This is a genomic window from Massilia agrisoli, from assembly GCF_020831365.1.
GTDB lineage: Bacteria > Pseudomonadota > Gammaproteobacteria > Burkholderiales > Burkholderiaceae_D > Telluria_A > Telluria_A agrisoli.
Genome location: NZ_JAJHPV010000013.1, coordinates 804,537 through 825,745 on the forward strand (window position 1 = coordinate 804,537; position 21,209 = coordinate 825,745).

The following is a 21,209-nucleotide window of genomic DNA, read 5'->3' on the forward strand; positions in this document are numbered from 1 at the left end:
ATCGCCGAATGTGGCATTCCCTGCTGCGCAGGCGGCTATTTCACCCGGCATTTTCCAGTGGCGACTGCCTTGGCGAAAAAAGGTAGGGCGAGCACGCCGCCGAGCGGAATCTTGAGCGATCCCACTTCAATTACCGGAGGCGTGTGCTTCATCGCATCGCCCTTGTAACAGTAGGGGATCGTTGCTGCTTCGACGTCGGAGGCGAATTGCTCGTACTGGTTAGGCCCGGGGCCTGACTTGACGAACTTTTGGGTGTGTTCCAGCGCCTTGCGCTCGGTCATCGCAACCTTGATGGCTTTGCCGATCACGGCCTTGTCGAACGACGTTGCGGTTGCGCTGCCAGGTTCTTCAAAGGGATCGGCCGAGTCGGATTCGACGATCGCTTCGGTTGCGGCGGTTACGGCTGGCTCGCTTATGGCAAGGATCGCGGGCCGCTTCGGGCGCCTGGCTTGCCTGGCTGGCGGCGCGCCAGCTGCGAGCGGCGCTGCCGTCACTGGCGCAGGCGCCTCCACGACAGGCCTCGCCCACACCAGCGCCATCCGCGAAGGGTCGGGCAGGTCAGCCATTTGGGGCCGCGCCTGCCACACGAACATCGCGAAAAACGCGGCATTCAGGCCGAGCGCAAGCAGCAGCCCGGTGATACGAACGCGCGCAGGATGCAGCATGGTCGCCGGCTTATTTCTCTGCCACCGTCTTCATCTGCGCCAGGCCCTTCTCGAAGTCCCTGCCGATCATCTTGTCCATGCTGGTGAAGACGCTCATGATTTTTGTAACGAACAGCATCGGGCCTGTCATGGTCCAGTTGACCGTGGTCAGGGTGCCCCTTGGGACCAGCGCAAATTCGGTGACATTCGACGATGGCAGCGGCTCCACGAAGTCGAGCTTGATCGTCACCTTGAATGGCAGTTCCTGTCCGGTGATTTCCATGCGGCCCTCGCCAACGTCGCTGTTGCCTTTCCACGCGTACACGGCACCCGTACCGCTGGCCGCGCCGCTGAACGTGCGCTGCATCGCGGGGTCCAGTTTTTCCCACGGCGACCAGCTCTGCCAGTTGCGGAAGTCGTTCACCAGCGGGATGATTTTTTCAGGCGGCGCCTGGATGGTGATGCTGCGGGTAACGGTGAATGTGTCGGGCTGCATGGCGGCCATGCCGAGGATGACAGCCAGGATGACGATAACGGCGATAGCGAGTTTTTTTAGCATTTTTTTCCCTCTGGTCGTTTTGGCGGGCGTCGTGCCCGAAGAAAGAGTAGCATGATTGTCTAGCCAGGTTGATACAATTCTTGGGGGTGGAAAGGGGAGGGATCGGCATGGAATACCAGCTGTATTACTGGCCTTCGATACAAGGACGCGGCGAGTTCGTGCGGCTCGCGCTGGAGGATGCGGGCGTGCCTTATGTCGACGTGGCGCGCGGTGAAGGCGGCATGCAGAAACTGCTTGCGGCGCTCGAAGACGAAGTCCACCCGTCGTTCGCGCCGCCGTTCCTCAAGTTGGGCGAGATGACGATCGGGCAGACCGCGAACATCCTGCTGTACCTGGGTTCCCGCCATGGCCTGGCGCCACGCAGGGAGGAGGGCCGGCTGTGGGCGCACCAGTTGCAGCTCACCATTGCGGATTTGGTCAACGAGGTGCACGACACGCACCATCCGGTTGGCGTGTCGCTGTATTACGAGGACCAGAGGAAGGAAGCGAAGCGGCGTTCAACGGAATTTATCGCCAACCGCCTGCCGAAATTTTTCGGGTACTTTGAACGGATCCTGGCGCAGCCTGGCCGGCGCGGCAGCTTTTTGCTGGGAGCGCGCGTGTCCTACGTCGACCTGTCGATGTTCCAGCTGATCGAAGGCTTGCGATACGCTTTTCCACATGCGATGGCGCGCATCGAAGCCGACTACCCGGCGCTGCATAAGCTGCACGGGCGGGTGGCGGGGCGCGGGAACATCGAACGCTATCTCGCGTCCCCGCGCCGCATCCCCTTCAACCAGGAGGGCATCTTCCGCCATTACCCTGAACTGGATGAAGCCACGCCTTAGTGGGCTACCGCCGGGCGGGGCCCGCTGGCTTTTGCGCTGATGCCGTCGCGGCGGTCCAGCCAGCCGGCCAGCGTGGTCAGGCCGAGCGCACCGATGACAACCAGTGCGCCGATCCATGGCGTGGCCATCAGGCCGAGGTGGGTGACGATCAAGCCGCCGCCCCAGGCGCCGAGCGCGATGCCGACGTTGAAGGCGGCGATGTTCAGGCCCGAGGCCACGTCCACCGCATGCGGTGCGTCACGTTCGGCACGCTGCACCACATACACCTGCAGGCCTGGCACATTGCCGAAGGCGACCGCACCCCAGGCCAGCACCGTCGCCACCACCAGCCATGGATTGGCCGCGGTGAAGGTCAACACCAGCAGCACCAGTGCCAGCAACGCAAACACGACCTGCAGCGCGCGGATCGGGCCATGCCGGTCGGCCAGCTTGCCGCCCCAGATATTCCCGATGGCGACCGAGACGCCGTACACCAGCATCACCAGGCCGACGCTCGAGGGCGCGAAACCGGCTACCTCTTGCAAGATCGGGGCAAGGTAGGTAAAGGCGATGAACGAACCGCCGTAGCCAAGCGCCGTAATGGCGTACACCAGCAACAGGCGCGGCTTTTTCAGCACCGCCAGCTGCGCCATTACCGAAGATGGCTTGCTGTTCGGGATAGTCGACGGCACCAGCAGCCAGCTGCCGGCGATGGCGACCACGCCCAGCAGCGACACGGCGAGGAAGGTGGCCTGCCAGCCGAAAGCCTGGCCGATAAAGGTGCCAAGCGGGACGCCCGTGACCAGCGCCACCGTCAGCCCCGTGAACATCAGGGCGATTGCGCTGGCTGCCTTTTCACGCGCTACCAGTCCGGTGGCGATGGTCGAGCCGATCGAGAAGAACACGCCGTGGGCGAGGCCGGTCAGTACCCGTGCCGCCATCAGCGACTCGTAGTTTGGCGCGAGCCAGGCCAGCAGGTTCCCTGCGGTGAACAGGGCCATCAGGCCAAGCAGCAGCTGCTTTCGCGGGATGCGGCCGGTGAGGGCCGTCAGGACAGGCGCGCCCACGGCGACGCCCAGCGCGTACAGGCTGACCAGCAGCCCGGCGGATGGCACCGATACGCCAAGGCTGGCGGCGATGGTCGGGATCAGCCCCACGATGACGAATTCGGTGGTTCCGATGGCGAAGGCGCTGAGTGTCAGCGCCCAGAGTGCGAGTGGCATTTTTTTCTCCTGGTGATACGTGAACGATGGGGCAGTGTGCATGCATGCCGGGAAAGGAAAAATCGCTTGCCGTACAATACACTTTTGACCCGGAGTCACAAATGCTGAGCGTTGATGCCCTGATTGCCTTCGCTGCGGTAATAGATAAAGGTTCGTTTTCCGCCGCAGCGGAGCAGCTGGGGCAGACGCCGTCGGGCGTCAGCAGGACTATCTCGCGGCTCGAAGCGCAGCTGGGCACGACCCTGATTTTGCGCACCACCCGGCGGCTCGACCTCACGGAAGAGGGCGAATGGCTGCTCGAACGCGCCCGCAAAGTGATCGCGGACCTGGAGGACACCGAAGCCCAGGTCGCGGCGCGCCGGTCGCAGCCCTCGGGGCTGGTGCGGGTCAATGCGGCCACGCCGGTACTCGATCACCTGCTGGCGCCGTTGGTGGCGAGCTTCCTCGACGCACACCCTTTGATCCGCCTGGAGCTGGTCAGCGGCGAAACCTTCATCGACCTGATCGAAGAGCGGGCCGACCTGGCCATCCGTATCGGCACCCTGGCCGATTCGACCCTGAACGCGCGCCAGCTGGGGCAGAGCCGGGTGCGCCTGGTCGCTTCGCCCGACTATGTTGCGCGCCATGGCATGCCGTCCTCGGCGGCACAGCTCCTGCAGCACCGGCTGCTGGGATTCACCGCACCCGCTTCGCTCAACGTCTGGCCGCTGGCGCATGGCGGCTTGGATGGCCTGCCGGTGACCCCGGCGGTGGCTGCGTCCAGCGGCGAGACCCTGCGCCACCTGGTGCTGGCTGGCGCCGGCATCGCTCGCCTGGCTGACTTTTTGATCGGGAAGGATGTGCGCAGCGGGGCGCTCCTGCCCGTGCTGGAAGACGTGACGCTGGCGTGGTCCGAACCTGTGTGGGCGGTGTTCTACAAGCAAGGCGCTCTGGCGCCACGGGTGGGGGCGCTGGTGGATTTTCTTGCGCAGCGGCTCGGCGACGTGCTCGACCCTGTACAGCAGGCACGGAAATAGTCTTTGCGAAATCGCAACACTTTACACATTGGATTTGCTGTCGAGTTACTTTCATCGTAAGTCCTTGATTTCTTGTTAAAAAACTTCCGGGCGCAAATCTTGCTTAGATTCTTGTTCGCTTGAATAACAACAACAGGAACATCACATGAACAGCATCATCAAGCTCATTCCCGTCTTATGTGCGGCGCTGGTGTTCAATGCCCAGGCTGCTGTCATCGATTTCGAAGATGTCGCGGAGGGCACTGAAGGCACCAGCATCGTCAGCGGCGGGTTTCGCTTTGACGCCAATAATGCTGGGGCCATTTACGTCACTAACGGTGTCCGCTGCGCTCCTCCCTGCGCTTCGAACGGAACGCGCACGCTGATGGCTGCCGGGGTTTTGCTCGGTTACGCGGACCAGGTAACCGTCAGCCTCGCTGCTGGCGGCGACTTCAGGTTGACCAGTGTCGACGCCGCCGAATTGTTTTCGTTTCCGTTTCTGGCCGACGGCGCTTCCGTGATCACCTTCCAGGGCTTTGCCGACGGCGCAATGGTCACCGGCGGTTCGCTGGTGCTCGACCAGTTGGTCGATGGGCCCGGCGGCTTAAACGACTTCCAGACCTTCACGCTGCCGGGCACGGTGGTCGATACCTTCGTGTTCACTGGCCTGGGTAGCCTGACGGGTAATGACGGGTTCACGCTGGACAACTTTGTTGTCGAGCTTGCTGGCGGCGGGCCGGATCCGGACCCGGACCCGGATCCGGACCCGGACCCTGATCCGATCGAAATGCCTGAGCCGGGGACGATGGCGTTGGGGGCCCTGGGCATTATTGGCATGTCGTTCGCGCGGCGCCGCCCGGCAGGCCGGACCCCGGCTTGTTCCCGGAGCAGCTAAGCGTCATACTGGGCGCTTGATCATTCCGGGCCGCCCGCGCGGCCACACCTGCGATCCATGCTCCCCGCCGCGCTAGCGCTAGCCTTCCTGTTTTCCATGCCCGCCTCCGCCCAGGAAGCGCCCCCGGAGCGGCGCGAGCCCACCGCACAGGAGGCGGCCTCGTTCAAGGCCTTCTACAGCGGCATCTCGCAGCAGGCCCGCGCGCCGGTTTTCGACGTCGTGCGCGCGTCGCGCAAAGCCCCGTGGCGAATCGAGGCCAGTGTCGACGGCGCCTCGTACCGCTCAGCGGGCGCGCTGTGCCGCATGACGCAGACGCGCTATGCCTACAACCCGCGCGCAGCGGCAAACCAGCGCTGGAGCGTCGCCGCCGAAAAGCGCCTGGCGTGGCTCGACCGCGCCCCGTGCGGCAAGCCTAACCGGCTGATTGAACTCAAACAGCGTATTCCCGATGCCGACCTCGCGCCCCTGATCGACCAGCACGGCGTGCTGCTGGTGCGGGCGCGCCTGCTGTTTGCGGGGAATACCAGCTGCGCGCCGCACCGCGCGCTGCGCTTTCGCCTGAGCGCTATCGATGTCAGCGCGCCCCCGCACGGCAAGGAGGAGCTGCATGCCCTGGTGTTCGACAGCGACCGGTCGGCGCGCGCGCAGGTCTGGATCAAGAAGCGCGGCGCCGAACTGAACGCCTGGGATGTGGCCTGCAGCGAGGCCCCGGCGGCCGCCTTGTAGCCGACCGGTGCGCGCGTGGCCGCAGCCTGCGTGGCATACTTGAACGACACGGCGCACGGCGCCCCGAACAGCGTTGAAAGGAGCCAGCATGGGTAAGGCATATGAAACCACGCAGCCGGAACGCAGCGCGATCGACGCGCTTCCCGGCACGGTCGCACTCGAATTCGGCACCGGCTGGTGCGGCTACTGCCGCGCGGCCGAGCAGCACATCACGTCGGCCTTGTCGGCCAATCCCTCAGTCCAGCACATCAAGGTCGAAGATGGCCCAGGGCGTCCGCTTGGCCGTTCCTTCCGCGTCAAGCTGTGGCCGACGGTAGTCGTGATCAAGGACGGCAAGGAGATGGCGCGCGTGGTCAGGCCGGCCGACGCCAACGAGGTGCGCCAGGCGATCGAGCAGGCGTCGAAAGAATAAGTCGTTGACAGCCGGGCGGGGCCCGGCCTATCGTGCTGCTCACTTCAACAACAGGAGCAGCCATGAGATTTTTGGGATACGCCGCCGTACTGGGCGCGCTTGCCGCCGCCATTCCAGCCTGCGCTGATGCAGCCGGCAAGCACGATCCGAAGGCGGAATTCTTCGCACGCCTGGCGGTCATGTGCGGCGCCACGTTTGAAGGCGCCTCGGTGTTCCCGCGCGATCCGGGAGATGCCTTCGCGGGCAAGAAGCTGGTGGCCCACATCGCTTCCTGCACGGCGGACGAAGTGCGCGTGCCGTTCATCGTCGGTGCCGACCGCTCGCGTACCTGGGTCTTCAGGAAGACCGCGGCGGGCCTGGAGCTCAAGCACGACCATCGCCATGAGGATGGCACGCCGGACGAGCAAACCATGTATGGCGGGATGGCGAACGACAAAGGCAACGACAACGCACAGTCGTTCGAGGCCGATGCCTATACGGCCCGCCTGATCCCGGCCGCGTCGACCAATGTATGGACAGTGACGCTGGCACCGGATGGCAAGTCGATGTCGTATTACCTGGAGCGCGACGCCAAGCCGCGCTTCAAGGCCGAACTGGTACGCAAGGAAAACTAGGCGGCCGGCAGCGCGGCGGTCATCTGCACTTCGACGCTGTACCCGAAGTGCAGTTCCGGCACCGGAACGACCGCGCGCGCCGGCTTGTGCGCGCCGAACACGCGCGCATAGATGGCGTTAAACTCCGGCCAGTTGGCTATGCCCACCACGTACACCGTGCACTGGACCACGTCCTGGAACCCGCACCCGGCGGCCTGCAAAATCTTCTCGCATTGACCGAAGACCGATTCGCACTGGTCCTGGAAGGTGTCGATATTCGGATCGACCACGCCCTGCTGGGGCAGGACGCCGGACAGGAAAACCAGGCCGTTGGCCTCGACCGCCTGGGAGTAATGGCCTGCTGGCGCTGGCAGGCCGCGCGCCTGGATCAGCTTCATGCGCTGACGAAGCGTGCGAACGCCGCCAGGTCGACATTGCCGCCGCTGATCAGGATCCCGACCTTCTTGCCCTCGACCGGCACAATGCCGTGCAGGGCCGCGGCCGCGCCAAGGCAGCCGGTCGGCTCGACGATCATCTTCATGCGCTCGGCGAAAAACTTCATCGTCTCCACCAGCAGCGCATCGGACACCGTCATGATGTCGTCGACCTGGCGCTTGATCACTTCAAAATTATGCTTGCCCACGTGGGTCACCTTGGCGCCGTCGGCGATCGTGTCGGGCACGGCGATGTGCACCACCTCGCCCTTGCGCAGCGACTGCTGGCCATCGTTGCCCAGCTCCGGCTCGACGCCGATCACCTTGCAGCCGGGGGAGAGCGCAGCCGCGGCCAGCGCGGACCCGGCCAGCAGGCCACCGCCGCCAAGGCACACCAGCAGCACGTCAAGCTGGCCCGCTTCCTCGAACAGTTCCTTGGCCGCCGTACCCTGGCCGGCGATGACGTCCGGGTGGTCGTATGGCGGAATCAGCGTCATGCCGCGCTCTTTGGCGAGGCGCTCGCCGATCTCCTCGCGGTTTTCCTTGTAGCGGTCGTAGACGATGACTTCACCGCCATAGGCCTTGGTCGCCTCGACCTTCAGTTGCGGCGCATCGTGCGGCATGATGATGGCCGAGCGGATGCCCAGCAGGCTGGCCGACAGCGCGATCGCCTGCGCGTGGTTACCCGACGAAAAGGTCAGCACGCCCGCGCGGCGCTGGTCTTCGGTAAAGCGCGAGATGGCGTTGTAGGCGCCGCGGAACTTGAAGGCGCCCATGCGCTGGAAGTTCTCGCATTTGAAGAACAGCTGCGCGCCGCTGCGCTGGTCGGCGGTGCGCGACGTCAGTACGGGCGTGCGGTGGGCGGCGCCGCGGATGCGTTCCGCGGCTTGTTCGATGTCGGCGTAAGTGAGCATGGCTGTGGCGATTGGTTGGCGGCGAAACCGGTAGTATAAACCGGCCGCGCCGCCAAAGATCACTCGGCCAGCGGCATCAGGATCTGGATTTTCAGGCCGCCGCCTTCGCGGTTGCTGACGTGGAGTTCGGCGTTGTGGCGCGATACCACGCGTTCGACGATCGCCAGGCCCAGGCCCGCGCCATTGGCCTGGCCGCGCGCGCTGTCCATCCGCGTGAAAGGCTTGAGCAGCTGTTCGATCTGGTCGTCCGGCACGCCTGGGCCATGGTCCTGCACCTCGATCGCGGCGCGCTTGCCCATGCCGGTCGGCTTGATGCGGCACGAGATGTCGATTTCGGTGACGCCGGCGCCCGGGGTCTGGCCGTAGCGGCGCGCGTTCTCGATCAGGTTGTTAATCACGCGGCGCAGGTCGGTGGCATTGCCGCTTACCAGCACGTCCTGCTCGATGTCGGTAGTGACCTTCACGCCGGGCATCCGTTCCGCGGCGCGGGCGGCGTCTTCGAGCAGCCCGCTGATGTCGATCGGGACAAAGGTGGCGGCCTCGGTTGGCTTGGCGTAGTCGAGGAACTGGCCGATGATGGCGTCCATCTGTGCGATATCGGACTGCATGCCTTCGCGCGCCTCGGCGCCCAGCTGCGCCATTTCGAGTTCGAGCTGCATGCGCGCCAGCGGCGTGCGCAGGTCGTGCGAAATGCCGGCCAGGATCACGGCGCGGTCGGATTCGACCTGCTGCAGGTCTTCGACCATCTGGTTGAAGCTGCGGTTGGCCTCGATGATCTCCTTCGATCCTTTTTCCGGCAGCGGCGCCGGGCGCCTGCCAATGGCGATGTCGCGCGCGGCAGCGGTCAGGCGCGCCAGCGGCAGGTTGACGAGGCTTGAGATCAACGCCGCGCCGAGCAGCGACAGCACGCCGACCACGCTGGCCCAGCCGAGCCACTGCACCCCGGTCAGCCCGGACAGGCGCTCGCGTTCGAGCATCAGCCAGTATTTGTCGTCGTCGATGTTAAAGCTGATCCAGAAACCGGCCACGCCGTTGACGCTGCTGGAGAACTGGGTGTCGGCGCCCAGCTTTTCGCGCACGATCTTTGCGATCTCCGGCATCAGGGGATTGTCCGGCGGCGGGTCGACCACGTCGGAGTCTTCCAGCGTGAAGATGCGGATGCCTTCGTTGGACACCAGCTCGAACAGCAGTTCGCGGCGCAGTTCGGGCGCGGAGTGGGTGAGGGCGGCATGGGTGATGGTCACCACCGAGATGACCAGCTGCGCCGTCTGCTCGACCTTCGCGCCGCGCTGGATCGTGCTGATCATGCCGATCCACGATGCCATCGACACCGTGGTCAGGATGCTCAGGAGGAGGAAGGTGCGCCAGAACAAACCGCTCCGTAACCATCCCATGCGCGGCGTGCCTGGCCTTGTCTCGTCACGTAAGAACACTAGCGCGGCTGGCCTTCAGGAATGAATACGTAGCCGAGGCCCCATACAGTCTGGATGTACAGCGGGCTGGAAGGATCCGGTTCGATCAGCTTGCGCAGGCGCGAGATCTGGACGTCCAGGCTGCGGTCGAACACTTCGTACTCGCGGCCGCGCGCCAGTTCCATCAGCTTCTCGCGCGACAGCGGCTGGCGCGCGTGGCGGGCGAACACCTTGAGCACCGAGAATTCACCGGTGGTCAGCGGCACCGTCTCGCCGTTCTTCTTCAGGGTGCGGGTGCCCAGGTCGAGCACGAACTGGCCGAACTCGAAGGTTTGTGGCGTTTCGGATGGCGCGCCCGGGATTTCGTCGGGGCCCTTGCGGCGCAGGACAGCGCCGATGCGGGCCACCAGCTCGCGCGGGTTGAATGGCTTGGGCAGGTAATCGTCTGCGCCCATTTCGAGGCCGACGATGCGGTCGACGTCTTCGCCTTTCGCCGTCAGCATGATGATTGGGGTCTGGTCGCCGGCGCCGCGCAGGCGGCGGCAGATTGACAGGCCGTCTTCACCAGGAAGCATCAGGTCGAGCACCAGCAGGTCGTAACGCTCGCGCAGCCACAGCTTGTTCATTGCCGTCGCGCTTTCCGCGGTGACGACCGAGAAGCCTTGCTCCGTCAGGTAGCGGCGCAGCAGGTCGCGCAGGCGAACGTCATCGTCCACTACCATAATTTTAGCGGTGTGGCCACCACCGGTAGCTGCCGTTGTATTGTTGCCGTTGTTTGATGTCGATTGTGGATTCATATGGCTGTCAAATTTGTCATATTCATGTCGCTATGGTAACGTCATATCGCTTTATACATGCGCTCTGCATGCAAGGCATTACAAAGTGTTACAAACCTTACCCAATTCGGCTTACACCCCCCTGCGATTGGCCATACACTGGCCCTAAGCGAAATGAAGCTTATCTGTTTAAATGGCATCGCGGAAGAGGAACCTATGAATAACCTGCACAACAAAATCGACGCGGTATCAAGCGCCCAATTTTTCGGCCGGTATTCGTTCGTCCGCCGGTTCGCCGCCGGCATGCTGCTGGCCGGCGCTGCCATGTCCGCTGCCCATGCCGGCCCGGGCAACAGCGATGCGCAGCGCGCCATCCAGGCCCAGCGCGCCGAGCGCCAGGCGCCGCCGCCAGACCGCCAGGAACGGGCGCGCCAGTTCGACGCGCGCACTTTCGAGGCACGCGCGGAAGAACAGCGCCGCCAGCTGCAAATGCAGCAGGAGCAAAACCAGCAAAATGCGGAATCGTTCCGCCGCGGCGGCCGCCTGACCCCGGACGAACGCCGCGACCTGCGCCGCCAGATCAATGAAGCGGGCATGGACCTGTACCCGAAATCCCCACGCCGCTAAGCTTCTTACCGGCAATTGTATTTTTTTTGGGACAATTGCCAACTTTCTCATTGCCAATATGTTCACAACGGTAGACAACGTGCTACTCTTGCGAAAAATCTTACCTCGACGGTAAGAATATTTACATTATTGCAATGTAGTTTAAAGCCTGGGGTAACGCGTGTCGATCGAGTCTTCTGCAGCAGAGCTTGCGCTGGCATCCGCGGATGCGGGGACGGGCACTGGCGACCTTGGACCAGGCCTGCTGGCCCGTGCGGACGGCATCTACGCCAATCCTGCGACTGCCAAGACCGCCCTTGTGGCCGCCGTCGACAATGTTTTCAGCACCGGCCGCTATTTTACCGACATCGATTATCCCGCCTTCATCAAGGCGCTGTACGGCCATGGGCCGGCGCGCCAGCGGCCGGACGATTTGCTGCGCATCGCGGCGGGCGTCGCGCCTTTTGCTGCCGAACGGCGCGCCGTCTACAAGGCGGTCAAGATCAGCGGCGGCAGGGCCGAATACTACTTTGAACCGGCCTACATGACCGACCCCGCCGATCCCGAAGGCGCGGGCGTCCTGGCGCGCCTCGACCCGGGCGAATTTGTCGCCGACATGTGGATCAAGGGGATCCGCTTTGGCATAGACATGAACGCGGTGAAGGCCGCGATTGCATCGACAAAGTCCGAGCGCACCATCGTGGCCGGGCAGTGCGAAGCGCTGAATGGCGTCGACGCCCATGTGATTGAAGTCTGCGATGACCTGCACCGCAGCGACGCGCCGCGCCAGCTCGCCAATGGCAAGCTTGACCTGATGGCGTTCCAGAACCGCTTCCCGCAGATCCAGCAGGGAGCGCGCTTGCTCAAGAAGGTTCCGCGTTCGGATGGCGAGAACGGCTTCGACCTGGCGGGCCGCGTGCTGGAGCCGGCAATCCCCAAGGATATCGACCTGCAATCGATGGCCGGACCCGGCACGGTGGTTGAAGCGACCGGCGAAGGCGAATTCCTGGTGGCGCTGCAGGCGGGCTTTTTGAATGTGGACCGCGAAACCAGCCAGGTCTCGGTGGGCGACAAGATCGTCAGCCGCGACGGCGTCAGCGCGCGCACCACCGGCAACCTCCAGCTCGAGGGCGATTACGAGGAATTCGGCGAAGTCCAGGAGAAACGGGTCATTGAAGGCGAGGGCATCACCGTGCACGCCGACGTGTTCGGCAATATTGTCTCGCGCGGCGGCACCATCCTGTTGAACAGCAACCTGGTGGGCGGTTCGGCCCACAACGCCCTCGGCGACATTACGGTCAAGGGCGTGGCGTCGGCCGCCATCATCCAGGCCACCCTGGGCGACGTCAGGCTCCAGCGCGCCGAGAGCTGCATTATCTCGGGCACCCGGGTGTTCGTCGAACACGCGGTGAACTGCGAGATCATCGCCGACGACATCTTCATCAACCAGGCCGAAGGCTGCGCGGTCGCCGCGCGCCGCATCGAGATCGAATCGGCCGGCGCGCGCAAGCAGAGCGAGATGCTGGTGTTCGTGCTGCAGCCGGACTGCAAGCGCATCGACGAAGTGATCGGGCAGATTGGCGAGCGTGTCGCCACGTTTGCGCAGCTCGCCGCGCAGCGCAAGGAAGAAATGCAGGCGCTGACCTCGCAGGCGGACGTGCGCCAGTACATGCAGCTGGCGACCCGCGTGCGCAAGGGCGAGCTGACCCTGACCGCCGACCAGGCGCCGCAGTTCCAGAAGATGGGTGCGGCGGTAGGACCGGTGCTCAAGGCGATCGGCAAGCTGTCGGAAGACATCAAGACGACCGAGGGCGAGCACCAGGCGGGGATGGCCCTGCTGGAGCAGCTGCAGCAGCAGCGCCGCGCCAGCGCGGGCGGGAACTCGGTCAGGGTCAGCATGCTGACTGGCGATACCACGATCCGCACCCTCAGCTACCACCCCGACGGCGACAGTAAATACAACCTGGCGCCGAAAGAGATCAAGGCCATGCTGCGCTCCGGCGTGCCGCAGGGCGAACGCATCTTCTCGGGCAGCGTCGGCTTGGTCGAATGGGACAGCGGCGCGCAGTAAGCGCCGGCGCCCTTACTTTTTTCGGCTGGCGCGCTTTTTCGGCTTGGCCGGCTGCGCGTCCTCGCGCTGCAGGCGCTGCTGGAGCAAGGCCAGCACCGCCGCCTCCTCCGGCTGGAGGTCGTGCAGCTCGCCCACCAGTTCCTGCTCGGTGCGGGTGCGCAGCGCTTCGAGCACCGTGCCTTCCAGGTAAGCGTCGATGATCGCCGGGTGCACATAGCATTTGCGGCAGATCGACGGCGTGTTGCCCAGCTTTTCCGCCACCGATTCGATCGCGCGCACGATGTTCTTCTTGGCCTGCGCTTCCGAGTCGAACTTCTCGAACTCCTGCAAGGCCAGCGCCGCCAGCACGGTGCCAGACCATGTGCGGAAATCCTTGGCGGTATAGTCCTCGCCCGTGATCTCGCGCAGGTACTCGTTGACGTCGGCCGAGTCGATCGTATGCGGCTCGCCGTTTTCATCGATGTACTGGAACAGTTCCTGGCCGGGCAGCTCGCGGGTACGCTGGATGATGCGCGCGAGGCGCCGGTCTTCCACTTTGACGTTATGGAAAACGCCGCTCTTGCCGCGGAAGCGGAACTCGACCGCCTTGCCGTCGATGTGCACATGGCGGTTGCGCAGCGTGGTCAGGCCGAACGACTTGTTGGTGCGCGCGTATTCCTCGTTCCCGATCCTCATCATCGTCAGTTCCAGCAGGTAGACAACGGTGGCCAGCATCTTCTCGCGCGGCAGGCCGTGCAGCTTGAGCGCGGCGTCGACATGGCGGCGGATGGCCGGCAGCGCCTTGCCGAAGTTGAGCATCCGTTCGTACTTGACCTCATCGCGCAGGTGGCGCCAGCGCGGGTGGTAGCGGTACTGCTTGCGGCCTTTCGCATCGCGGCCGGTAGCCTGCAGGTGGCCGTTGGCCTGCGCGCAGATCCACACGTCGGTCCATGCGGGCGGGATCACCAGCGACTTGATGCGGGCGAGGGTGGCCTCGTCCTTCACGGTACCGCCGTCGGCATCGACATAATGGAAGGCGCCGGGACTGCCGTTGCGGGTGATCCCCGGCCGGGTATCGCTGACATAGCGCAGCCCCGCCGACTTTGCTGCGGCAGGCGCATCCATGTTGGGCAGCGGGCTGGCGCCGGGAAGGACTTCACTTTTCATCGTCGGCCTTATCGTAGGGCAGTGGCGGCGATCGCCACGGGTCATTTTTGTCGAATAGTACACGCCATGCGCGTTGCCGGTCGGTTGCTTTGTTAACCGTACCGGACTCAATGTTGCATTATAAAAATCTATTAGTTCGATAAAATCAATTAGCTTTTCCTTCTGCCGGGCCGTAGTTAAGATGAGTTCATTGATCCAACGACAGCCAAGGACATCGAATGAGCCAGCCACCACGCCACACCACCGCATCGGGCATTCCCGTTGAAGACGACCAGAACTCGCTGAGCGCGGGCCCGCGCGGCCCCTTGCTGCTGCAAGACTTCCACCTGATCGAGAAGCTGCAGCACTTCAACCGCGAGCGCATTCCCGAGCGCGTGGTCCATGCCAAGGGCTCGGGCGCCTACGGCGCCTTCACCGTCACCCACGACATCCGCCACTTCTCCAAGGCCAAGCTGTTTGCCGCGGTGGGCAAGCGGACCGAGACCTTTGTGCGTTTTTCCACCGTCGGCGGCGAGCGCGGGAGCGCGGACAGCGAGCGCGATCCGCGCGGCTTCGCGGTGCGCTTCTACACTGAGGAAGGCAACTGGGACCTGGTCGGGAATAACACGCCGGTGTTCTTCATCAAGGATCCGATCAAGTTCCCGGACTTCATCCACACGCAAAAGCGCTGCCCGCGCTCGAACCTCAAGTCGGCCAACATGATGTTCGACTTCTGGAGCCAGGCGCCAGAGAGCCTGCACCAGGTGACGATCCTGTTCTCGGACCGCGGCACGCCGGACGGCTACCGCCACATGGACGGTTTCGGCAGCCATACCTTCAGCCTGGTCAACGCCGATGGCGAGCGGGTGTACGTCAAATGGCACCTGAAAACACGCCAGGGCATCCGCAACCTGGACGCCGCCGACGCGGTGCGCCTGGGCGGCATCGACCCTGACTCGGCCCAGCGCGACCTGTTCGACGCCATCGGGCGCGGCGAGTTCCCCCAGTGGGATGTCAGCGTGCAGGTAGCGAGCGAGGAGCAGCTGGCCGACTGGGGCGCGCGCACCGGATGGAATCCGTTCGACCTGACCAAGGTCTGGCCGCACCGCGACTTCCCGCTGCATCCGGTGGGCTTGCTTGAACTGAACCGCAACCCGGTCAATTACCACGCCGAAGTCGAGCAGGCGGCGTTTTCGCCGGCGAACGTGGTGCCTGGCATGGGCTATTCGCCGGACAAGATGCTGCAGGGGCGCCTGTTCTCGTACCACGACGCGGCGCTGTACCGGGTCGGCACCAATCACCAGCACCTGCCGGTGAACTCCCCGCGCTGCCCGTTCCACAACCAGCAGCGTGACGGCGCGATGGCGTTCGGCCATGGCGGCGCCGCGCAGAACTATGCGGCGGTGAACCCGGCCGGCCAGCATGGCGGCGGCATGGGGCACGGCGAACCTGAGCTGGCGCTGGCCGGCGGCGCCGGGCGCTTCGACGGCCGCGGCACGGAGGACGACTACACCCAGCCGGGCAACCTGTTCCGCCTGCTGCCGGCGCAGGAAAAGGATAACCTGTTCAATAACCTGGCCGGTGCGCTGGTCCATGTGGACGAGTCGATCCTGCAGCGCCAGCTGGGGCATTTCGACAAGGCCGACCCGGCCTATGGCCGCGGGGTGCGGGCGGCCCTGAAAGCGCGCGGCCGTAACGTCGACTGATGAAGGGGTAGTCCTTTTCCTAGAGGGACTGGCCGGTGCGCCAGCCCTTTGTTCACAGGCGAAACGGGCAACAGCGGAGGTTGACTACAGTCAACGAACGTAGGACGGACTGCCCTTACTATAGGACTTCGTTACCTTGCTGCCCCCGCAGAAACGAAAGGACCGCCATGCACACCCGTGAACCTTCCTCGACCGGCAACGGCCAGATCGAATTCCTGAGCTTCCGGCTCGGCGGTCTTGAGTACGGGCTGGATTTTCGCAAGGTGCAGGAGCTGCGCAGCCTGAAGTCGCTCGAGCGCTTTGCGTCCAGCGGCGAGATCGTCGAAGGGGTGGCGGTGTCGCGCGGCGTGATCATGCCGATCGTCGACATGCGCGTGGCCTTCAGCGAAGGCGCGCGGCCGCTGGCGCAGACGGACGTGATCATCCTGCAGCTGTCAAACTGCGTCATGGGCATGGTGGTCGATGGCGTGACCGACGTGGTCAAGCTGTCACCCGCCCAGATCTCGCCGCTGCCGGTTGAACCAGGCGCGTTTGACGCAGGCTGCGATTATTTCGTGGGATTGGGAGAGGTCGACGGCCGGCGCCTGATTTTGGTGGACATCGACAAGCTGATGTCGATCAAGCGCAACGCCGCCGCCGAACCAGGAGGCGCGCAGCAGGCTGCATAAGCCTGCCGCGCCGCCCTGGATTTACGCGGCGATTGCTTCCAGCTGTTCCTGCAGTTCCAGCCACTCCGCTTCCAGCTGCGCCAGGTCCTTCGTGTAGAAGGACTGGTCCGCCAACAGCGTCTTCAGCGTGGCCTTGTTGGCCGCTTCATAGATCGCCGGTTCCGCCAGCTTCGCATCGACTTCGGTCTTCTGCTCGGTGCGTTTCGCGATCTGCTCTTCCAGGCGTTTCAGCTTGTTCTCGATCGGCTTGCGCAAGGTGGCCAGGCGCTGGCGCTGCTCGGCATCCTGGCGCTTCTGGTCCTTGCTGCTGACCGCAGGCGCGGCGGCAGGCGCCACCGGCGAGGCGGCAGGATACGCGGTCTTGTTCTCCTTGCCCGCAGCAGGCAGCACGCTGGTGCCCTTGCCAAGCTTGGTCTGGAACAGCCAGTCCTTGTAGTCGTCGAGGTCGCCGTCGAACGGCTGCAGCTTGCCGTCGGCGACGATGATGAACTGGTCGGTGGTGGCGCGCAGCAGGTGGCGGTCGTGCGATACCACGACCAGCGTGCCTTCGAACTGCGCCAGCGCCATCGTCAGCGCCTCGCGCGTTTCGAGGTCGAGGTGGTTGGTTGGTTCATCGAGCAGCAGCAGGTTAGGGCGCTGCCACACGATCAGGGCCAGCGCCAGGCGCGCTTTCTCGCCGCCCGAGAACGGGCGGATCGGGCTGGTGACCATGGTGCCCGGGAAGTTAAAGCCGCCCAGGAAGTTGCGCAGCTCCTGCTCGCGCACCGTCGGCGCGATTTTCGCGAGGTGCCACAGCGGCGACTCGTCGTGCCGCAGCATCTCGACCTGGTGCTGGGCAAAATAGCCGATCGACAGGCCCTTGCCGATGGTGGCCTCGCCGGTCAGCGGTTCGAGCTCGCCCGCGATGGTCTTGATCAGGGTCGACTTGCCGGCGCCGTTCACGCCCAGCAGGCCGATGCGCTGGCCGATCTGCAGCGAGAACTTGATGTTCGAGACGATGGTCTTGTCGCCCACCTTGTCGCCGTGGCCGTCGAGGATGGGGTAGCCCGCATTGACATCTTCCATCACCAGCAGCGGATTCGGCGCGGACAAGGGCTCGCGGAACTCGAACGAGAATTCGGCGGCGGCGCGCAGCGGCGCCAGCTCTTCCATCTTGGCCAGCGCCTTCATGCGGCTCTGGGCCTGGCGCGCTTTCGAAGCCTGCGCCTTGAAGCGGTTGACGAACGACTCGAGGTGGGCGCGCTGGCGCATTTGCTTTTCGAGGGCGCCGGCGGCCAGGATCATCTGGGCCGCGCGCTGGCGCTCGAAGCCGGAGTAGTTACCGGAGTAGCGTTTCAGCTTGCGCTCGTCGATGTGCACGACGACGTTGACGATTTCGTCGAGGAAGTCGCGGTCGTGCGAAATGATGATCAGGGTGCCGGGATAGCGTTTGAGCCAGTCTTCCAGCCAGATGATCGCATCGAGGTCGAGGTGGTTGGTCGGTTCATCGAGCAGCAGCAGTTCGGAAGGGCACATCAGCGCCTGCGCCAGGTTCAGGCGCATGCGCCAGCCGCCCGAGAACGAGGCCACCGGCTGCTGCATCTGCTCCATCGAGAAGCCCAGGCCAAGCAGCAGCTGCTCGCCGCGCGACTGCACGGTGTAGGCGTCGGCATCGGCCAGCGCGCTGTAGATCTCGCCGATGGCGATGCCGTTGTCGCTGGTTTCAGGCTCGGATTCGAGGCGTTCGAGTTCGGACTGCAGGCGGCGCAGGTTGACGTCGCCGTCGATGGCGTAGTCCAGCGCGGCGCGTTCCAGCGGCGGAGTCTCCTGGGCCACGTAGGCCATGCGCCATTTGGCCGGGAAGTCGATCTCGCCCTGGTCCGGGTGCAGCTCGCCGCGCAGCATCGCGAACAGGCTGGATTTGCCGGCGCCGTTGGCGCCGATCAGGCCGATCTTGTCGCCGGGGTTGAGGGTGAGGTCGACGCCGTCGAGCAGCGGCTTGGTGCCGCGCATGAGGCTTACGTTGATGAAGCGGATCATTGAGGTTCTTTAAAGGTGTACATGGCGGATGTGCGGGGGCGCCGAGCCTTACGCTTATCCGCCCTACGTATCGTGGTGTTCGTAGGGCGGATAAGCAACGCGCATCCGCCGTTTTATATCTATGCGTTTTGAAGCTGTTCGGCCGTGAGCAGGAACACCATATCGTCGCCAGCGCTGGTCGTCACCCAGGTCAGCCCCAGGTGTCCGAACGCGGCTTCGGCGTAATCGCGCTCATTGCCGATCTCGACCATCAGGATGCCGTCCGGCGTCAGGCGCTCGGCCGCGCCGGCGATGATCTTGCGGACCAGGTCCATGCCGTCCGCGCCGCCGTCCAGCGCAATCTGCGGCTCGCGCAGGTATTCCTCCGGCAGCGACGCCATCGATTGCGAATTCACGTATGGCGGATTGGTGACGATCAGGTTGTACTTCTTGAAGGGCACGTTCTCGTACAGGTCCGAGACGATCGGGTTGACCCGGCCTTCGAGCTTGTACTCGCGGATATTGAGCTCGGCGACGGCCAGCGCGTCGGTCGAGATATCGACCGCATCGACTACCGCGTTCGGGAAAGCGTCGGCCATCATGATCGACAGGCAGCCGGACCCGGTGCACAGTTCCAGGATGTTCTCGACCGCGAACGGGTCTTCGACCCATGGGCTGAACGACTGCGGCACCAGTTCGGCGATGAAGGAGCGCGGCACGATCACGCGCTCATCGACATAGAACGGATAGGTGCCAAGCCACGCCTCGTTGGTGATGTAGGCCGCAGGCACGCGCTCGGTGGCGCGGCGTTCGATCACGGCCAGCACCTGCAGCACCTCGTCGGGCAGCAGGCGCGCGTCGAGGAAGGGTTCGAGCTTGTCGAGCGGGAGCTTGAGCGTGTGCAGGATCAGGTAGGCGGCTTCGTCGAGCGCTTCGGCGCTGCCGTGGCCAAAGAACAGCCTGGCGCCATTGAAGCGGGTGACGGCATAGCGCAGCAGGTCGCGCGGCGTGGTGAAGAGGGTGGTATTGGTCATGGCCTGTTCTCTCGGTTGGGCGAGCTTACGCCAGCAGGTTTTCCAGCGTGCGGCGGTAGATGTTCTTCAGCGGATCGACGAAACGCAGCTCGATGTGCTCGTCAATCTTGTGGATGCTGGCGTTCGGAGGGCCGAATTCTATCACTTGCGGGCAGATCCGAGCGATGAAGCGGCCATCGGAGGTCCCGCCGGTGGTCGACAATTCGGTATGCACGCCGGTTTCAAGCGCGATGGCGCTGGCCACCGCATCGGACAGCGTGCCGCGCGGGGTCAGGAAGGGCAGGCCCGACAAGGTCCACTGCAGGTCGTATTCGAGGTTGTGCTTGTCGAGGATCGCATGCACCCGCGCTTCGAGTCCTTCGGCCGTGCTGGCGGTGGAGAAGCGGAAGTTGAACTCCAGGGTCAGCTCGCCCGGGATGACGTTATTGGCGCCGGTGCCGGCATGGATGTTCGACACCTGCCACGAGGTCGGCAGGTAGTACTCGTTCCCTTCGTCCCACTGCTCGGCCGCCAGCTCGGCCAGCGCCGGCGCGGCCTGGTGGATCGGGTTGCGGGCGTGCTGCGGGTAGGCGATATGGCCCTGGACGCCCTTGATGGCCAGTTTGCCCGACAGCGAACCGCGGCGGCCGTTCTTGATCATGTCGCCGAGGATGTGGGCGGAGGTCGGCTCGCCGACCAGGCAGTAATCGATCGTCTCGCCGCGTTCTTCCAGGCGCTGGCAGACCACGACGGTGCCGTCGGTGGCCGGGCCTTCCTCGTCGCTGGTAATCAGGAAGGCGATCGAGCCCTTGTGGTCCGGGTGCGCCGCGGTGAATTCTTCGCAGGCGACGACCATGGCGGCGATCGAGGTCTTCATGTCGGCGGCGCCGCGGCCATACAGCTTGCCGTCGCGGTGGGTCGGCGTGAAAGGCTGCGAATGCCACTGGTCGACCGGACCGGTGGGGACCACGTCGGTATGGCCGGCGAACACGAATACCGGCGACGCCGTGCCCTTGCGCGCCCACAGGTTGGTCACGCCGTTCGACTCGATGGTCTCGCAGGTAAAGCCCAGCGGCGCAAGGAGGCCGGCAAGGCGGCGCTGGCAGCCCTTGTCGTCAGGCGTAATCGACGACAGGGCGATCAGCTCTTCGGTCAGCGCGAGGGTGCGTGAAGGCGTCATGGTGCGGACGGGAAGATCTGGCGGTACTGGGCATCGGAGAAGCCGACGGACAGCCGGCCTGCGGCGGCCAGCACCGGGCGCTTGATCACGGACGGGTGTTCCAGCATCAGCTCAAGCGCATCGGCCTTGCTGGTGACGGCGGCGCGGCGCTCGTCGCTCAGCTTGCGCCAGGTCGTGCCCTTGCGGTTGACCAGCACTTCCCAGTCAAGCTGTTCGAGCCAGGCTGCGACGGTGGCGCGCTCCAGGCCCTGCTTCTTGAAGTCGTGGAAATCGAACTGCTGGCCATTGTCGGCCAGCCATGTGCGGGCCTTCTTGACCGTGTCGCAGTTGGGGATACCGTAGAGAGTCTTGTTCATCTTATTCATGTATGCATGGGCGGCGCATGGCTGCCGGGCGTGGTGCCGGCAGGCCTGTGGTCGCATGGGGGATGGCGGGAGCATAACATATGCACTA

Annotated in this window: 22 protein-coding genes; 10 read left to right on the plus strand and 12 right to left on the minus strand. The window is 64.4% G+C overall.

Annotated features, from left to right (window positions below; all coding sequences use genetic code 11):
- Window positions 1-35: 35 nt before the first annotated feature.
- Both LMJ30_RS12690 and LMJ30_RS12695 read right to left on the minus strand, forming a co-directional pair.
- Window positions 36-665 (minus strand): hypothetical protein, encoded by a 630-nt coding sequence (locus LMJ30_RS12690; RefSeq protein ID WP_229432701.1) that lies wholly within the window; start codon window positions 663-665, stop codon window positions 36-38.
- Between the two features lie 10 nt (window positions 666-675).
- A complete protein-coding gene (locus LMJ30_RS12695; RefSeq protein WP_229432702.1) occupies window positions 676-1,203 on the minus strand; it encodes an SRPBCC family protein in 528 nt (175 codons plus the stop codon).
- Window positions 1,204-1,310: 107 nt separating this feature from the next.
- Between LMJ30_RS12695 and LMJ30_RS12700 the strand changes: the two genes are divergently transcribed.
- Window positions 1,311-2,030 (plus strand): glutathione S-transferase, encoded by a 720-nt coding sequence (locus tag LMJ30_RS12700; protein WP_229432703.1) that lies wholly within the window; start codon window positions 1,311-1,313, stop codon window positions 2,028-2,030.
- On the opposite strand, the gene LMJ30_RS12705 is transcribed toward LMJ30_RS12700, so the two are convergent.
- Window positions 2,027-3,232, minus strand: a complete 1,206-nt coding sequence (locus LMJ30_RS12705; protein WP_229432704.1) for an MFS transporter — start codon at window positions 3,230-3,232, stop codon at window positions 2,027-2,029. The genes LMJ30_RS12700 and LMJ30_RS12705 overlap by 4 nt on opposite strands.
- Before the next feature lie 101 nt (window positions 3,233-3,333).
- Between LMJ30_RS12705 and LMJ30_RS12710 the strand changes: the two genes are divergently transcribed.
- From LMJ30_RS12710 to LMJ30_RS12730, 5 genes are all read left to right on the plus strand, one after another.
- A complete protein-coding gene (locus LMJ30_RS12710) occupies window positions 3,334-4,248 on the plus strand; it encodes a LysR family transcriptional regulator (protein WP_229432705.1) in 915 nt (304 codons plus the stop codon).
- A gap of 145 nt (window positions 4,249-4,393) precedes the next feature.
- Window positions 4,394-5,122, plus strand: a complete 729-nt coding sequence (locus tag LMJ30_RS12715; RefSeq protein WP_229432706.1) for a PEP-CTERM sorting domain-containing protein — start codon at window positions 4,394-4,396, stop codon at window positions 5,120-5,122.
- 96 nt (window positions 5,123-5,218) lie between these two features.
- Window positions 5,219-5,848, plus strand: a complete 630-nt coding sequence (locus tag LMJ30_RS12720) for a hypothetical protein (RefSeq protein ID WP_229432707.1) — start codon at window positions 5,219-5,221, stop codon at window positions 5,846-5,848.
- Between the two features lie 88 nt (window positions 5,849-5,936).
- Window positions 5,937-6,260 carry a thioredoxin family protein gene (locus LMJ30_RS12725; RefSeq protein WP_229432708.1) on the plus strand — a complete coding sequence of 108 codons (324 nt, stop codon included), beginning with the start codon at window positions 5,937-5,939 and terminating at the stop codon, window positions 6,258-6,260.
- A 62-nt stretch (window positions 6,261-6,322) separates the two neighbouring features.
- Window positions 6,323-6,874, plus strand: a complete 552-nt coding sequence (locus tag LMJ30_RS12730) for a hypothetical protein (RefSeq protein WP_229432709.1) — start codon at window positions 6,323-6,325, stop codon at window positions 6,872-6,874.
- Here LMJ30_RS12730 and LMJ30_RS12735 read toward each other — a convergent pair.
- Genes LMJ30_RS12735 through ompR form a run of 4 tightly spaced genes read right to left on the minus strand, consistent with a single transcriptional unit; the run spans window position 6,871 to window position 10,335 of the window.
- On the minus strand, window positions 6,871-7,251 hold the full coding sequence (locus tag LMJ30_RS12735; protein ID WP_229432710.1) for a RidA family protein: 381 nt from the start codon (window positions 7,249-7,251) through the stop codon (window positions 6,871-6,873). The genes LMJ30_RS12730 and LMJ30_RS12735 overlap by 4 nt on opposite strands.
- The gene (locus tag LMJ30_RS12740) at window positions 7,248-8,201 is read right to left on the minus strand and encodes a threo-3-hydroxy-L-aspartate ammonia-lyase (RefSeq protein WP_229432711.1); all 954 of its coding nucleotides are present in this window, start codon (window positions 8,199-8,201) and stop codon (window positions 7,248-7,250) included. The genes LMJ30_RS12735 and LMJ30_RS12740 overlap by 4 nt, the downstream gene beginning before the upstream one ends.
- Before the next feature lie 59 nt (window positions 8,202-8,260).
- Window positions 8,261-9,595, minus strand: a complete 1,335-nt coding sequence (locus LMJ30_RS12745) for a sensor histidine kinase family protein (protein WP_229432712.1) — start codon at window positions 9,593-9,595, stop codon at window positions 8,261-8,263.
- A gap of 38 nt (window positions 9,596-9,633) precedes the next feature.
- On the minus strand, window positions 9,634-10,335 hold the full coding sequence (ompR, locus tag LMJ30_RS12750; RefSeq protein ID WP_229432713.1) for an osmolarity response regulator transcription factor OmpR: 702 nt from the start codon (window positions 10,333-10,335) through the stop codon (window positions 9,634-9,636).
- Between the two features lie 270 nt (window positions 10,336-10,605).
- Between ompR and LMJ30_RS12755 the strand changes: the two genes are divergently transcribed.
- Window positions 10,606-11,016, plus strand: coding sequence for a hypothetical protein (locus LMJ30_RS12755; protein WP_229432714.1), 411 nt, complete (start codon window positions 10,606-10,608; stop codon window positions 11,014-11,016).
- A 160-nt stretch (window positions 11,017-11,176) separates the two neighbouring features.
- Window positions 11,177-13,066, plus strand: coding sequence for a flagellar assembly protein A (locus LMJ30_RS12760; RefSeq protein ID WP_229432715.1), 1,890 nt, complete (start codon window positions 11,177-11,179; stop codon window positions 13,064-13,066).
- 12 nt (window positions 13,067-13,078) lie between these two features.
- Here the strand turns inward: LMJ30_RS12760 and LMJ30_RS12765 are convergent, their stop codons facing one another.
- The gene (locus tag LMJ30_RS12765) at window positions 13,079-14,212 is read right to left on the minus strand and encodes a DNA topoisomerase IB (RefSeq protein ID WP_229432716.1); all 1,134 of its coding nucleotides are present in this window, start codon (window positions 14,210-14,212) and stop codon (window positions 13,079-13,081) included.
- Between the two features lie 218 nt (window positions 14,213-14,430).
- Here LMJ30_RS12765 and LMJ30_RS12770 point away from each other — a divergent pair, with 218 nt between their 5' ends.
- Both LMJ30_RS12770 and LMJ30_RS12775 read left to right on the plus strand, forming a co-directional pair.
- Window positions 14,431-15,897, plus strand: coding sequence for a catalase (locus LMJ30_RS12770; RefSeq protein WP_229432717.1), 1,467 nt, complete (start codon window positions 14,431-14,433; stop codon window positions 15,895-15,897).
- A 167-nt stretch (window positions 15,898-16,064) separates the two neighbouring features.
- Entirely contained in the window at window positions 16,065-16,565 is a 501-nt protein-coding gene (locus LMJ30_RS12775) for a chemotaxis protein CheW (RefSeq protein WP_229432718.1), read from the plus strand.
- Window positions 16,566-16,586: 21 nt separating this feature from the next.
- Here LMJ30_RS12775 and LMJ30_RS12780 read toward each other — a convergent pair whose 3' ends face one another.
- The 4 genes from LMJ30_RS12780 to LMJ30_RS12795 all read right to left on the minus strand — a co-directional run bounded on the left by LMJ30_RS12780 (window position 16,587) and on the right by LMJ30_RS12795 (window position 21,112).
- Window positions 16,587-18,584, minus strand: a complete 1,998-nt coding sequence (locus LMJ30_RS12780; protein WP_229432719.1) for an ATP-binding cassette domain-containing protein — start codon at window positions 18,582-18,584, stop codon at window positions 16,587-16,589.
- A 119-nt stretch (window positions 18,585-18,703) separates the two neighbouring features.
- Window positions 18,704-19,597, minus strand: coding sequence for a 50S ribosomal protein L3 N(5)-glutamine methyltransferase (gene prmB / locus LMJ30_RS12785; RefSeq protein WP_229432720.1), 894 nt, complete (start codon window positions 19,595-19,597; stop codon window positions 18,704-18,706).
- A gap of 25 nt (window positions 19,598-19,622) precedes the next feature.
- The gene (gene dapE, locus LMJ30_RS12790; protein WP_229432721.1) at window positions 19,623-20,756 is read right to left on the minus strand and encodes a succinyl-diaminopimelate desuccinylase; all 1,134 of its coding nucleotides are present in this window, start codon (window positions 20,754-20,756) and stop codon (window positions 19,623-19,625) included.
- Window positions 20,753-21,112 carry an ArsC family reductase gene (locus tag LMJ30_RS12795; RefSeq protein ID WP_229432722.1) on the minus strand — a complete coding sequence of 120 codons (360 nt, stop codon included), beginning with the start codon at window positions 21,110-21,112 and terminating at the stop codon, window positions 20,753-20,755. The genes dapE and LMJ30_RS12795 overlap by 4 nt, the downstream gene beginning before the upstream one ends.
- Window positions 21,113-21,209: the final 97 nt, after the last annotated feature.

Bases quoted from the DNA above. Each gene is read 5' to 3' on its own strand.
- LMJ30_RS12795 (WP_229432722.1), bottom strand. From the start codon at position 21,112: ATGAACAAGACTCTCTACGGTATCCCCAACTGCGACACGGTCAAGAAG.
- LMJ30_RS12765 (WP_229432716.1), bottom strand. From the start codon at position 14,212: ATGAAAAGTGAAGTCCTTCCCGGCGCCAGCCCGCTGCCCAACATGGAT.
- LMJ30_RS12715 (WP_229432706.1), top strand. From the start codon at position 4,394: ATGAACAGCATCATCAAGCTCATTCCCGTCTTATGTGCGGCGCTGGTG.
- LMJ30_RS12695 (WP_229432702.1), bottom strand. From the start codon at position 1,203: ATGCTAAAAAAACTCGCTATCGCCGTTATCGTCATCCTGGCTGTCATC.
- LMJ30_RS12720 (WP_229432707.1), top strand. From the start codon at position 5,219: ATGCCCGCCTCCGCCCAGGAAGCGCCCCCGGAGCGGCGCGAGCCCACC.
- prmB (WP_229432720.1), bottom strand. From the start codon at position 19,597: ATGACCAATACCACCCTCTTCACCACGCCGCGCGACCTGCTGCGCTAT.
- LMJ30_RS12710 (WP_229432705.1), top strand. From the start codon at position 3,334: ATGCTGAGCGTTGATGCCCTGATTGCCTTCGCTGCGGTAATAGATAAA.
- LMJ30_RS12725 (WP_229432708.1), top strand. From the start codon at position 5,937: ATGGGTAAGGCATATGAAACCACGCAGCCGGAACGCAGCGCGATCGAC.
- LMJ30_RS12700 (WP_229432703.1), top strand. From the start codon at position 1,311: ATGGAATACCAGCTGTATTACTGGCCTTCGATACAAGGACGCGGCGAG.
- LMJ30_RS12770 (WP_229432717.1), top strand. From the start codon at position 14,431: ATGAGCCAGCCACCACGCCACACCACCGCATCGGGCATTCCCGTTGAA.
- LMJ30_RS12745 (WP_229432712.1), bottom strand. From the start codon at position 9,595: ATGGGATGGTTACGGAGCGGTTTGTTCTGGCGCACCTTCCTCCTCCTG.
- LMJ30_RS12705 (WP_229432704.1), bottom strand. From the start codon at position 3,232: ATGCCACTCGCACTCTGGGCGCTGACACTCAGCGCCTTCGCCATCGGA.
- LMJ30_RS12735 (WP_229432710.1), bottom strand. From the start codon at position 7,251: ATGAAGCTGATCCAGGCGCGCGGCCTGCCAGCGCCAGCAGGCCATTAC.
- LMJ30_RS12755 (WP_229432714.1), top strand. From the start codon at position 10,606: ATGAATAACCTGCACAACAAAATCGACGCGGTATCAAGCGCCCAATTT.
- LMJ30_RS12690 (WP_229432701.1), bottom strand. From the start codon at position 665: ATGCTGCATCCTGCGCGCGTTCGTATCACCGGGCTGCTGCTTGCGCTC.
- LMJ30_RS12740 (WP_229432711.1), bottom strand. From the start codon at position 8,201: ATGCTCACTTACGCCGACATCGAACAAGCCGCGGAACGCATCCGCGGC.
- ompR (WP_229432713.1), bottom strand. From the start codon at position 10,335: ATGGTAGTGGACGATGACGTTCGCCTGCGCGACCTGCTGCGCCGCTAC.
- dapE (WP_229432721.1), bottom strand. From the start codon at position 20,756: ATGACGCCTTCACGCACCCTCGCGCTGACCGAAGAGCTGATCGCCCTG.
- LMJ30_RS12780 (WP_229432719.1), bottom strand. From the start codon at position 18,584: ATGATCCGCTTCATCAACGTAAGCCTCATGCGCGGCACCAAGCCGCTG.
- LMJ30_RS12775 (WP_229432718.1), top strand. From the start codon at position 16,065: ATGCACACCCGTGAACCTTCCTCGACCGGCAACGGCCAGATCGAATTC.
- LMJ30_RS12730 (WP_229432709.1), top strand. From the start codon at position 6,323: ATGAGATTTTTGGGATACGCCGCCGTACTGGGCGCGCTTGCCGCCGCC.